This is a genomic window from Mastigocoleus testarum BC008, from assembly GCF_001456025.1.
Lineage (GTDB): Bacteria > Cyanobacteriota > Cyanobacteriia > Cyanobacteriales > Nostocaceae > Mastigocoleus > Mastigocoleus testarum.
In genome coordinates, this window is record NZ_LMTZ01000098.1 from 21,095 (window position 1) to 32,966 (window position 11,872).

An 11,872-nucleotide genomic window follows, 5' to 3' on the forward strand; every position below is an offset into this window, starting at 1 on the left:
AATATTTGTCTCGATTGTCTAATTCAAGACTAGAGTAAGTATTCGCAAATACATTTATTTTTGTTAATTGTTTTTTATAGGGAATAAGCTGCTACGCATTTAACTTATATATTCATTTCTCATTGGTTAATGGCTACAAATCTTGTCCCTTCTTCCTTCTTCCCTCTTCCTTCTTCCTTCTTCCCTCTTCCTTCTTCCTTGCTGTTGTGCATTTAAAATGCACAACAGCTTATGGAGAAAACCCCGCAGGGTAGGAACGCTGACCAAGACAGGGAAGGGGGAAAAGGGAACAGGTTCAAAGAGTTGCTCAAAAAGTTGATGTGTAGCAGTGTTTTTTGAAATTGGTATAACTCAGAGATAGCGGCTAAACGTCTTTTATAGTTATTTACTTTTTATAGTTATTTACTCAGTCGCTAATAAAGAAATTGTCCATAAGGTTGCACACCAAAATTTTGAGTATCATAATATACTCTGTGCTGCTACCCAATATGATTCTATGGGATTAATTACTCGTTATTTCCATCAATTTGGACTTTTGAATTTTATTCGCTTTGTATCGCTTGAATTAATCTCTAAAATTTTTGATTCTCACAATATATATAGTTATTCCCAAACTGGAGAAGACAGAATTATTACTTCCTACTTATGGAAAAATGAGGGGTTTTATATTGATGTTGGTTGCAATCATCCCATTCACTATTCCAATACTTTTATTTTATACAGGAGAGGTTGGACTGGTATAAATATTGATGCTAATGAGACATTGATTAGCAAGTACAAAAGGTTGAGGAAGCGAGATACTAATATTTGTGCAGTTGTATCTGACCAAGAGAAAGAAGTTGTGTTCACAGAATTCGATGATTCTTTTGTTTCCTCAATTAATGCTGAGCATGTTGAAAACTGGAAAAATCATCGCCAAGTTAGCAACCAACATGTTGTGACAAGTATTTCTCTAAATACTATTTTGGAGAAGTGTAATGCTCCCAAAGTCATTGATTTGCTGTCGATTGATGTTGAGGGACATGATTTTGAGGTTCTTTCTTCATTAGATTTGAATATTTATCGTCCCAGATTAATCGTTGTTGAAATACATAAATTTGATATTAATAATCCTTCTACAAGTAAGATCTACGAACATTTAACCAAGCATAACTACAAAATGGTTAGCTATGCGGTTATGAATGGTTATTTTTTAGATGCTTTAGCTGAAAAGTGATTTTTGTTGATTGAGTACTATGAGTTATTCTTATAATTAATCTTAGAGTTTTGATTCTGCCACATCAAAAAGGTGTTTCTACGTTTAAATGTATTTTTTGTTTGATTTGAGGATGATTGAAGTAAAGTTCTCTCGCGTGCAAATGTAATCGGTCTACTTCTGCGTTACACCCGTACAGGCGATCGCCTAAGATTGAAATACCCAAACCCTGTGGATCTGCAGCGTGAACTCTTAATTGATGGGTTCGTCCTGTCAAAGGAATAAACTCAACCCGAGTACGCTTGTTTTCTATTTTTACTAATTTGAATTTGGTTAAACTGGGTTTACCATATTGCTGATTAATTTCCTGATAGGGGCGATTGTCAGGATTTCCCCATAGTGGTAATTCAATTATCCCTTCCTCAGTAGTAATAACACCTGCAAGTACAGCTTCGTAAACCTTGTATACATGTCGTTCTTGAAACTGTTTACTAATTTGACGATAGGTTTCCAAATCTTTTGCTAGAAGTAGAATACCAGAGGTATCCATATCTAAACGATGTACTGCTGTGAGATTTTCAGCAGTTGGTAATAAATTATTTAAACGACTCAACACACTATCTTGATTATGAAGATATCGTCCGGGAACTGATAGTAAGCTAGGAGGTTTATTAACAGCAATCAACCATTCATCTTCATAAATAATTGACAAATCAAGCATATCTTGTGGAGACGCGTTAACAAAGCATTCCCCCAGAGAAACATGATTTTGGTAAGATTGTGTTTCTACATCGTTTCTAGATTGCAAACCCGACAACAAAAACCCCATCAATGGTTGACAGCGTTCCACACAAGCACCATAGAATTTACCTGAAGTTTTTTTACCTAGAATTTTTTGACCTAGAATTTTCTCCCCACTAATGGAAGAATCTACTCCAGAAGACTTTCCCCACCAAAATTCAGCCATTGCTAAAGGTTTCAAGCTATGTGTCGCTGCATAGTGGAGTAATTTAGGAGCGCAACAGTCCCCGGTTCCTGTAGGTAAGCCAGATGGCATTAATTCTTGTAATGTTTTTGACTTTCCTAGAAAATTTATCAGGTTATAAGCAGCATGCATTTTTGCTTGAAGTTGACGAGATAATTCCTTACGTTGTTGTTTTAATTCCCGTATCTTTGCATTTGCTGCATCAATGATTGCTTTAAGGGGTTTTAATGCTCGATCGCGTTGGCGTTTGAGTTGTCTTCGTTCGATCCCATCTTGACGACTTGCTTCATCAAGTTCTTGGAGTTTTGTATTAAGTTCTTCACCTGTGAGTGTTTCAGAGATTTCCTGACGTTTTCTGTGACGTTCTTGTTTGCAGTTGCGATGGCGATCGCTCATTTTTTGTAACTGTTGTTCAAATCCCTCGGATATTTGTTTGTATTGGCTTCGTTCGGGAAGTTCTTTGAGCTTAATTATTTCTTGTTTAATAGCTTCTAATTTAACTAAGGTAAACTTTTCATCTAATGCAACTTCTTCACGTCCCGGAATTGGTGGAACCCAACCTTCAACTACACCCCAACCATTGAGCAACCCTGAGAAAGCTTTAAGTATCCTTTGTTCACCAGAAGGTAATTCAACTAGTAATATCCCGTACATTTTACCTTCGTGGGAATATACTTCATCTTTGTCCAGATGTTGCATTAAACCAATCGCGATCGCTTCTGCTTGTGGAGTGCGGGGAAGCTTTAATAGTTCGCCAGTTTGCGGGCAATGTCCTTCATAGTAATATTTGGGGGGTGAATTATTAGTTGTAAATTCCTTGGTTTGGAAATTGGAACCCGTAAAATCTGATAATAGGTGAAGAGTTACCATAAATAATTAACTGAATATCATATTATTTACTTATTACTCATCACTTATTACTCATTACTCATCACTTATCACTCATTACTCATTACTCATTACTTACCAGCTTTACACCCCTCGTCACTTGCTGTATCCAGCCAATGTACTTGGTTTTTACGGAATTAAATCCAGCCGTTCGCATCCAATCATCAACACTCCCACTAGCATATACTTTTGAGTAAGGTTCTCTAAAAAGTTCAATTAACCAATCAGTATGGCGAAGAATTTTTTGATTCCCATCCAAAACGATCGCTTCCCCTCCTGGTTTAAGCAAGCGGAAGCATTCTTGCAAAATTAATTGGGAAATATTGGGTGGTGTTTCATGTAGTAGAAACGAAACCGTCACTAAATCGAAAGTATTGGATTCCAAACCGGTAGATTCGGCTAAACCATGAAGGAAATTTATATCTAATTTTGCTTTTCGTGCTTTGTGTTCTGCTAAAACCAGCATATGAGTAGATAAATCTAACCCAACCGTGGTTGCTTGTAGATAAGCCTGTTTTAGCATTAAGGTAGTTGAAGCGGTACCACAACCAAGGTCGAGAATCTGTTTTGGTTCCGATTCAATTGCAGCAAGTAACTGTTTGCGTACCCAAGTCTCGTTTGGTGGTGAAGCGAATGCTGTAACTAAATCGTAAGTAATTGCTGCAATCGGGTTCAAATAGCCATTCTCAATTCCATGAAAATTTTGACTGCTGTAATATTGTGGATAGCTTAGCTCTGGATCGTGAAAACGAATCCCTTCTTTTTCCCAATTTGTACTTTCATAAATTCGCAGTTTTTCTTTACCGATGAGAAGGCGGATAATTGATTCAAAAGAAAGCTGCAAGATTTGATTATGAATTCCTGTCACAGCAATCTCTATTTATAACTACTCACTAAATAGGATATAACATTTATGGATTTATATTTATGGATCTAATCATCTAAAATATTACTATCGGTAAAGTATATCCGCTATATATTAAAAAATAGTAAAAGTTAAGATTTTTTCAATTAAACCATGAAAAAAAATATTGTTACCTCGATTAAATTTATCTCTACAATATTGATTACATGTGCTATTGGATTAGAGTTATGGAATATTTATGCCATATATACTCAAGCTCAAATTCCAAATTTTCTACATCCAGTTTTTTGGATTGAACGTGTTGCTGTTATAAGTCATCTCATTGAAGCAATTATAGCCACTTATTTTGCACCTTCACGTAATAAAACGCCGATTAAATATGGTATTTATACTTTTTTCGTTGGTACTGTTGGGCTATTAGAACTTTTTGACAAAACAAATAATCTCCTTGAAGATAGATAGTTTGAAGCTCTAACTGTGTGTAGTCATTAATGTTGAGGATAAAAATATTCTCAAAAATATAATCTATCTCACTGTTAGTATCTCTTAGAGTCAAAGTTATCTGCACCCTGATAAATTTTATATATCTTTAATTAGAATTTCCAAAAAATCGAAAAAATTAATTAGTGGATTGTAGATACAACAAAAAAATAGTGAGTGTAGGAGCAATTTACAGATTTGTGACCAATTATTTAAAAAATTATTTTGAGTAGTTATTTCAAACAATTAATTCGAACACTATTAATTGTGTATCACTACCCTTTTATGTCCCTGCATAAGATGGTAACTATCATCCCCAAGTTTATAAAACTTTAATGCCAAAGTCTAAGCTCTTAGGGGATACAATATTGTATTAGGGGACTAAAAACTTAAGCTTTTAGATTCTAAGCTTTTAGATTCTAAGCCTTTAAACTAAAACTTAAGTATCAATAATTATTCTCCTCTATAAACTCCAAAGCTTACGTGAATCACTCATGAAAGACTTGGAACAGAGAAAAAACTGGTTTTCTCCGGTCGCTGCAGCTTATAACAAAGCTAGACCAAGTTATCCCGTGCAGATTGTTCGTCGTGTAGTAGAGCTAGCTCGACTTTCTTCTGACTCAATTATTCTTGAAGTCGGCTGTGGTCCAGGGACTGCAACTATTACATTTGCTCAACTAGGTTTCTCAATGCAATGCATAGAGCCGAGTCAAGATTTTTACGAGATAGCCCTACGCAATTGTCAACAATATCCAAAAATAGAAATTAACTGTACTTCCTTTGAAGAATGGGAGTTAGAGACTAACAGGTTTGATGCGGTAATGGCTGCAAGTGCTTTTCATTGGATATCACCTGACGTTGCTTATTCTAAAGCCGCTGATGCTCTCAAAGATAACGGTTTCTTGATTTTATTGTGGAATATGACACCTCAAATTCCATATGAAATATATCAAGTACTCAATGAAGTTTATGGAACTCAGGCTCCTCCATTAACGCGATATGAAACCAGAGAAACTCAAGAAAAAATTCTTTGGGGCTTTGGACGGAATATTCTCAAATCTGGACGATTTAAAGGGTTAATGTCTGAAAACATACTTTGCAAAATAAGTTACCAGGTTGAGGTTTACCTTGAACTTCTAAGCACTTTTTCACCATATCGAAATTTACCGCGTTCCCACAGAGATTCTTTGTTCGCAGGTTTAAGACAGGTAATTCAAAATCATTTTGGAGATTATATCCAAATCTCATATTTGAGTGCTTTTCATGTTGCTCAAAAAATCTAGTTATTTAGGGAATAGGGAACAGGGAACGCGAACAGGAGGGGATAAGAGAAAGATAATATAAACCGAAGTCATCCTTCTCGAAGCTCTCCCGAGTTTAACCACCTCCGAACCTTCCCTGAGTAAAACCCCTCCCCTCCTAATATCCCCCGAGTTCAACCCCCTCCTGACCTCCCCCAAGGGAGGAACTTTAGTTGACCTATGGTAAATAGTTGTAAAGAAATGTAAAGTATTTACATATGGATTTTTAATGTGCGGCGAAAACAGTGGGATTTCAAAGAGCGTTACCTTTCGGTAAAAAGTTAAAGTTTTCACAAATTCAGCTTATTTTGGCAGATAGTTTGACGATATTTTGGGGTGATTGGTTGGATTTACGGGTGCGAATTCCCCAAATTGCGTCATCGGGTTTAATTTCACCACTGATATATATCATTGCTTTCGGTTTGGGTTTAGGTACTTCAATTAGACCTGGTTCAGTAATTAGCAGCGACTATGACAGCTATTTAGAATTTATCCTACCGGGAATGATAGCTCTTTCCTCAATGACAATTAGCTTTGCTGGAACGACTTTTTCTATTTGTGGCGATCGCCTGTTTACAAAATCCTTTGAAGAATTATTGTTAGTACCGATAAATCCCCTATCTTTGCATTTGGGAAAAATGTCCGCAGGAATTGTGCGTGGGTTGTTGACTTCTGGATCTGTGATTATCTTAGCTTTGTTATTCACCCAGAACTTAGGTTTCCTAAATCCTTTGTTTTTATTGATTTTGCTTCTTAACTGCGCGGTGTTTGCTGGTTTGGGAGTAATTACTGGTTTAACGGTGAAATCGCTGGAATCTGTGGGACTTTACAACAATTTTGTAATAATTCCCATGTCTTTCTTAGGTGCAACCTTTTTCGATCCCGCTACATTACCAGTAGGATTAAAGTTTTTAGTCTATTTATTACCCTTGACTTACGCTAGTACTGCTTTACGTGCTGCGGTTTATTCACCTTTATCGGATTTTCCTTGGTACAGCATACCGATTTTACTTGCGATCGCAGCAGGATTATCTGTGTGGGGAGCATATAAGTTTTCTAATCAGCAAGATTAGCTCGTAGCGCTATATTTCCTCCTAGCTAGGTTAATTCTTATTGACCAGCATTAAAAATTTGCTCCACAGTTAAATACAACTCAGGGAAATTAGGAGATATGATTCGCTCGCAACCCCGAAACTGAGTAACTTGTATCATAAAATTTATGAATTTGTGACTTTGGGTACTACCAAATTCTACTTAAATCCAAGATAAAACCAGGTAAAACATCATCCCCGTTTAATGTTGCAGGATTACTTAATTCTTTAATTACATTATTGGAACTGTAAACATAAACTTTGCGATCAATGCGATCAATTAACCAACCCAACCGAGTACCATTTTCAATGTACTCTTCCATCTTGGTTTTTAATATCTTTAAAGCATCAGTTTCCGAACGTAATTCCACCACAAATTCTGGACAAATCGGAGCAAATTTTTTACGTTTTTCTGGGGGAATAGCTTCCCAATCAACTTTTTTAATCCAAGCAGCATCGGGAGAACGTACAGCACCCGACGGTAACGTAAAACCACCACTAGAACCAAACCCCACACCAGTACCGTCTTGCTTTGTCCACAACCATAATTGTCCAATTAAATCAAAATTGCGCTCTTCAGTTTCTGAACCTGTTGGGGTCATAATAATAATTTCTCCATTTGCTTGACGTTCGATGCGAAGATCCTTATTTAGTTGACAAAAGTCAAACAATTGGTCATCTGTCATTCTAATAACAGGAGCAAATTTCAACACCATTGGAGTTGTTTCTGTGGCGATCGGGAATTGTGTAGTCATTTCCAAACTCGCTGATTAATTTTCTTGCTTTAATTTTAAATTAGCTACCTTCGGAGATTTCTTTTTAGTGATAAAAAAGCGATTGAGGCTTCCATCTCCTCCATCGCAATTTGCAATTTACGCACGATCTCAGCAGCGATCACATCTGGTTCCAGTAAATTTTCTCCTTTCTCCTAACTGCAAACTTTCATCTCGCAACCAAGTAATATCAAGATTTTCTCCCCCGTTTGGCGATTTATTCTCAACTAAAACACCTTCAGTATCCCGAATATCCCATATCTACGCAGTTACTTCTCAGTTTCATTGCATACTCGCAAAAATTATGCGCAATCAAGTCAAGTTTTGAAATGGTCAGTGTTAAGAAAATATTTTCATCACGAGTGGTGACACTAAATAACAGGCTAAAATCTGCGTAGTGCTCGTTTTAAGTATAAAGAAATAATCTATGTCTGAAATTACTCGCGTATCGTCAACACAAATTCAGTTACCATCACTACCAGAAAATGTTTTACCAGCGATCAATGAATTTACTAAATCTTTAGGAATTCCGAGAAATGTATTAGCAAGTGATGAAGATATTGAATATGCTTGGAGAGATTTACCTCGTGAATTGCGGGATATACCTAATATAAATTCACATGGCGAACTACTTGCCAATGTGTGTTGCGGTAAGTGTAGGACTTTTTGATAGTGCAATCAACTATACTTGGAATGCTTCAATATTGAAGTTGAGAGAAAAAGTAAAAAATTTTGGTTTACCAATTGTTGCTCAAATTCTTCAAAAAGATTTTGAATTAATGTTTAGCAAGACAGTCACCAAACTAATGCGAATTGATTAAACAAGTATTGGTGTTATCCACAAAATATCTTTTCGCTACTAAAAACACAATAAGGACGCACCGAAGTACGTCCCTAAAAGTATTATTTTATTCCTTACAAAAACCCGTGCAAATCGCATGCGTAACGATTGCACTGTATCAAACGAAACCTTAGCTAGCCAATAAAGTCTTTTCTAAAGGCTGCCAACGGAAATAGCGATCGCCACCTCTTTCCACCACAACTTTTACCCGTGGTTCGATTTTAGGTAAATTTGTCAGGTATTCGATTTCTTGATTATCAAGAACAAACCCTTCAATAATCCACAAAACTAACCCCTTAGACTTAGGCGGTAAATTTTCTAAGTGATAGTTAACAAGTGGGGGTAGATAGTAGCGTTCGCCAACAGCAGCGCCACTACCAGTACTTTTTTTACCCAAATGAGGCGGTCTAACACCGTGAATACCAGTCAAGTAAGCAGCAACGTCACCCAAACCTCTGGCGGTAAGATTCAGAGTGGTGTAGCCAGCAGCCCGTAATCTGCGGCGATAGCGACCTTCAAATCCTCCTTCGAGAGGAGCATAAACTCCCGCAGCGCCATGTTTTTCCAAACAGCGAATCAATCCTCTACCGGTGGTTAGTAGTGCCATAAATTAGTTTCTTGTCCTATACCACTCAAACATATCTATTATTTAACTTTAATTTCTAGATAAAGCTATATGTTTTGAGAAATGAAGAGAATAGGAAATGGGTAACAACGGACTCCCCACACTAATTAATCAGCGCGATCAAGCATATCCACTCCGCAGGATGGAAAACAGTCGCAAGACACGGAAAAGTAAACAGGGAAAAATGAGATAAAGACCGGTTATGGGAATCATTATGTTTCATTGTTACCCTATACCAATCACTCATTAATCAATTACTTATCCCCAATCCCCAATTCCCAATCCCCAGTCGCCATATGCCGCTTGCGGCGGCACGCAGTGCTATCCCCAATCCCAATCTCTCGACAAAAGCAAACAAATGTTTTATATTTTGAGATTGTGACCACAAAAAAAATTGGTTCGCATTCATATAGCTATACAACGTGATTTAAAACATCACGGTGCTCTGGCAAAAATGATAAAAGATAAAATAGTTTCGCTCGATTTTAAGAAGAGCTGATATAATTAGGAGTCCTTGGGCTTCGACCAGTAGATTTGGCTCACATACAAAACTCAGGGCGACCCAAGAGATGAATAACCGAACTGTGCCGTATACTCTTAAAATCTGAAATTACCTCTCGATTATATATATTTTATGTGTGATTTGAGGGTTCTTCGGTAAAGTAGAGACTGCTAAGTAGAGTCACCGTGTAGCATTGAGTTAGTCTCTGCGAACGGATACTGAGCGGAAATAACTGCTTAAGTCCCAATTGACTTATGAGTGCCATAGTAATATCTTGATTTCTGACCTTTAAAGGTTTAAAAACTAAAAGTTCAAAACTGAAAGTTCAAAACTGAGAGTTTAAGACTGAGGGTTCAAGACTAAAGGTTCAAAGCTAAAGGTTCAGAACTAAGAGTTGCTGCACGAAAAGCCAAAAGGTAATTCCTTACACCGATTGATTAAATCATCCCTGCAGGGAAGAAGATTTAAGCTGCTCTGGTGCAGAATTTAGGTGTAAGTTGCGGATTGACGTTCATACGTTACGAATACTCGATAGTCATCGCGTCTAGCAATTTGCAAAACCGCTTTGATATAATACGCGCCAGTTTATTTGAAGATCGAAGTCGGTCAGTCAAAAAAGTAGAAAGGAGAGCCAGTTACTGTGTCTGTAGGCATTCTCGGCACCAAACTGGGCATGACCCAAATTTTTGATGAGGCGGGAACAGCTATCCCTGTTACCGTTATTCAGGCGGGACCATGTACAGTTACACAGATAAAAACTAAAGATACTGATGGTTATTCAGCCATTCAGGTCGGCTATGACGAAGTAAAGGAAAAAGCATTAAATAAACCCTTACTCGGTCATTTAGCGAAATCATCAGCATCCCCATTGCGTCATCTCAATGAATATCGTCACGAAGGTGTCAGCGATTATTCATTAGGGCAAAAGATTAGTGCTGATATTTTTAGTGCAGGTCAATTAGTAGACGTAAGCGGCAAAAGTATCGGTCGCGGTTTTGCTGGTAACCAAAAACGGCATAACTTTGGTCGAGGACCAATGTCCCACGGTTCAAAAAACCACAGAGCGCCAGGTTCGATTGGTGCAGGTACTACTCCCGGTCGTGTATATCCCGGTAAAAAGATGGCAGGACGCTTGGGAGGCAAGCGTGTTACTATTCGCAAACTTACTGTGGTGCGGGTAGATACAGAACGTAACCTGTTATTAATCAAAGGAGCTGTTCCTGGTAAAGCTGGTTCCTTGCTAGATATTACGCCTGCTAAGTGGGTTAAGTCATAGGACAGATACAAGGGACAAAGGACAAGGGACAAAAACATGTTTGAGTGTGAAGTAAAAAATTGGCAAGGAGAACAGGTCGGACAAAAAAGTTTTGACCTACGTGTTGCCAAAGAAGAATCGGCGGCTCACGTCGTGCACCGCGCCTTAGTCAGACAAATGAACAACGCCCGTCAGGGTAATGCTCATACAAAAACCCGCTCAGAAGTGAGAGGTGGTGGTCGTAAACCCTGGAGACAAAAGGGTACAGGTCGCGCCCGTGCGGGTTCAACTCGTTCGCCCCTATTGCGTGGTGGTGGTGTTATCTTCGGACCCAGAAACGCCAGAGTTTTTAACTTGAAAATGAACCGCAAAGAACGTCGTTTGGCATTGCGAACAGCTTTCGCCTCTCGAATTGACGATCTAATTGTGGTAGAAGAATTTGCGTCTCAGTTATCGCGTCCAAAAACAAAAGAGTTAATGGGCGCGATGTCACGTTGGGGTGCAACAGCAGAAGAGAAAGTTTTATTAATTTTGTCTGAGCCCAGCGAAAACGTATATTTGTCGGCTCGTAATGTTGAAAAGTTGAAGTTAATTGCAGCTAATCAACTAAACGTTTATGACTTGTTGCACGCCGACAAAATAGTTGTAAGTGCCCCAGCATTAGAAAAGATTCAGGAGGTCTACAATGGTTAGAACTCAGACACGTGACCTTCCAGATCTGGTACGTCGCCCACTTATTACCGAAAAGGCGACCATGTTGATGGAACAAAATAAATACACATTTGAAGTCACTCCCAAAGCAACCAAGCCGGAAATTAAGGCAGCAATTGAGAGTTTATTTGATGTGAAAATTGTCAAAATCAATACCCATAAGCCAGCACGCAAGAAAAAGCGGGTGGGTAGATTTATTGGTTACAAGCCCCAGTATAAAAAAGCTATTGTTACATTGGCTCCAGGGGATGAGGAAAAGATTAGACAAGTTCTCTTCCCAGATGTGTAATTAGTTGCGGGTTTTGAATGACGTTAGGGTAATTCATCGCCCAATACTCAAAACTCATTCGTGGCGCAGCC

The 11,872-nt window shown here is 38.1% G+C and carries 12 protein-coding genes; 8 read left to right on the forward strand and 4 right to left on the reverse strand.

What is annotated here, in order from left to right:
* Positions 1-496: 496 nt before the first annotated feature.
* Entirely contained in the window at positions 497-1,216 is a 720-nt protein-coding gene (locus tag BC008_RS21925) for an FkbM family methyltransferase (RefSeq protein WP_027844130.1), read from the forward strand.
* Positions 1,217-1,280: 64 nt separating this feature from the next.
* On the opposite strand, the gene BC008_RS21930 is transcribed toward BC008_RS21925, so the two are convergent.
* Both BC008_RS21930 and BC008_RS21935 read right to left on the reverse strand, forming a co-directional pair.
* Positions 1,281-3,050 (reverse strand): RluA family pseudouridine synthase, encoded by a 1,770-nt coding sequence (locus BC008_RS21930; protein ID WP_027844129.1) that lies wholly within the window; start codon positions 3,048-3,050, stop codon positions 1,281-1,283.
* A gap of 82 nt (positions 3,051-3,132) precedes the next feature.
* Complete coding sequence (locus tag BC008_RS21935) at positions 3,133-3,936, reverse strand: class I SAM-dependent methyltransferase (protein WP_235595906.1); 804 nt, start codon at positions 3,934-3,936, stop codon at positions 3,133-3,135.
* A 150-nt stretch (positions 3,937-4,086) separates the two neighbouring features.
* On the opposite strand from BC008_RS21935, the gene BC008_RS21940 reads away from it, so the two are divergent.
* The 3 genes from BC008_RS21940 (at position 4,087) to BC008_RS21950 (ending at position 6,787) form a co-directional block, all read left to right on the forward strand.
* Entirely contained in the window at positions 4,087-4,395 is a 309-nt protein-coding gene (locus BC008_RS21940; RefSeq protein WP_058183828.1) for a hypothetical protein, read from the forward strand.
* A 512-nt stretch (positions 4,396-4,907) separates the two neighbouring features.
* Positions 4,908-5,696: a class I SAM-dependent methyltransferase gene (locus BC008_RS21945; protein ID WP_027844126.1), complete on the forward strand. Its 789-nt coding sequence runs from the start codon at positions 4,908-4,910 to the stop codon at positions 5,694-5,696.
* 263 nt (positions 5,697-5,959) lie between these two features.
* Positions 5,960-6,787 (forward strand): ABC transporter permease, encoded by an 828-nt coding sequence (locus BC008_RS21950; protein ID WP_027844125.1) that lies wholly within the window; start codon positions 5,960-5,962, stop codon positions 6,785-6,787.
* Positions 6,788-6,954: 167 nt separating this feature from the next.
* Here BC008_RS21950 and BC008_RS21955 read toward each other — a convergent pair whose 3' ends face one another.
* Complete coding sequence (locus BC008_RS21955; protein ID WP_027844124.1) at positions 6,955-7,560, reverse strand: Uma2 family endonuclease; 606 nt, start codon at positions 7,558-7,560, stop codon at positions 6,955-6,957.
* Positions 7,561-8,005: 445 nt separating this feature from the next.
* Between BC008_RS21955 and BC008_RS50665 the strand changes: the two genes are divergently transcribed.
* A complete protein-coding gene (locus BC008_RS50665) occupies positions 8,006-8,248 on the forward strand; it encodes a hypothetical protein (protein ID WP_058183829.1) in 243 nt (80 codons plus the stop codon).
* A gap of 301 nt (positions 8,249-8,549) precedes the next feature.
* Here the strand turns inward: BC008_RS50665 and ndhN are convergent, their stop codons facing one another.
* Positions 8,550-9,026 (reverse strand): NAD(P)H-quinone oxidoreductase subunit N, encoded by a 477-nt coding sequence (gene ndhN, locus BC008_RS21970; protein WP_027844122.1) that lies wholly within the window; start codon positions 9,024-9,026, stop codon positions 8,550-8,552.
* Positions 9,027-10,186: 1,160 nt separating this feature from the next.
* On the opposite strand from ndhN, the gene rplC reads away from it, so the two are divergent.
* From rplC to BC008_RS21985, 3 genes are read left to right on the forward strand one after another with little or no spacing between them, the layout of a single operon-like run.
* On the forward strand, positions 10,187-10,822 hold the full coding sequence (gene rplC, locus BC008_RS21975) for a 50S ribosomal protein L3 (protein WP_027844121.1): 636 nt from the start codon (positions 10,187-10,189) through the stop codon (positions 10,820-10,822).
* Between the two features lie 36 nt (positions 10,823-10,858).
* Positions 10,859-11,494, forward strand: coding sequence for a 50S ribosomal protein L4 (gene rplD, locus BC008_RS21980; protein WP_027844120.1), 636 nt, complete (start codon positions 10,859-10,861; stop codon positions 11,492-11,494).
* Positions 11,487-11,801, forward strand: a complete 315-nt coding sequence (locus tag BC008_RS21985) for a 50S ribosomal protein L23 (protein ID WP_027844119.1) — start codon at positions 11,487-11,489, stop codon at positions 11,799-11,801. The genes rplD and BC008_RS21985 overlap by 8 nt, the downstream gene beginning before the upstream one ends.
* Positions 11,802-11,872 lie beyond the last annotated feature (71 nt).

Excerpts from the sequence above, each read along its gene's own strand:
- BC008_RS21925 (WP_027844130.1), top strand. The coding sequence starts at position 497 with ATGGGATTAATTACTCGTTATTTCCATCAATTTGGACTTTTGAATTTT.
- BC008_RS21930 (WP_027844129.1), bottom strand. The coding sequence starts at position 3,050 with ATGGTAACTCTTCACCTATTATCAGATTTTACGGGTTCCAATTTCCAA.
- BC008_RS21940 (WP_058183828.1), top strand. The coding sequence starts at position 4,087 with ATGAAAAAAAATATTGTTACCTCGATTAAATTTATCTCTACAATATTG.
- BC008_RS21945 (WP_027844126.1), top strand. The coding sequence starts at position 4,908 with ATGAAAGACTTGGAACAGAGAAAAAACTGGTTTTCTCCGGTCGCTGCA.
- BC008_RS21955 (WP_027844124.1), bottom strand. The coding sequence starts at position 7,560 with ATGACTACACAATTCCCGATCGCCACAGAAACAACTCCAATGGTGTTG.
- BC008_RS50665 (WP_058183829.1), top strand. The coding sequence starts at position 8,006 with ATGTCTGAAATTACTCGCGTATCGTCAACACAAATTCAGTTACCATCA.
- ndhN (WP_027844122.1), bottom strand. The coding sequence starts at position 9,026 with ATGGCACTACTAACCACCGGTAGAGGATTGATTCGCTGTTTGGAAAAA.
- rplD (WP_027844120.1), top strand. The coding sequence starts at position 10,859 with ATGTTTGAGTGTGAAGTAAAAAATTGGCAAGGAGAACAGGTCGGACAA.
- BC008_RS21985 (WP_027844119.1), top strand. The coding sequence starts at position 11,487 with ATGGTTAGAACTCAGACACGTGACCTTCCAGATCTGGTACGTCGCCCA.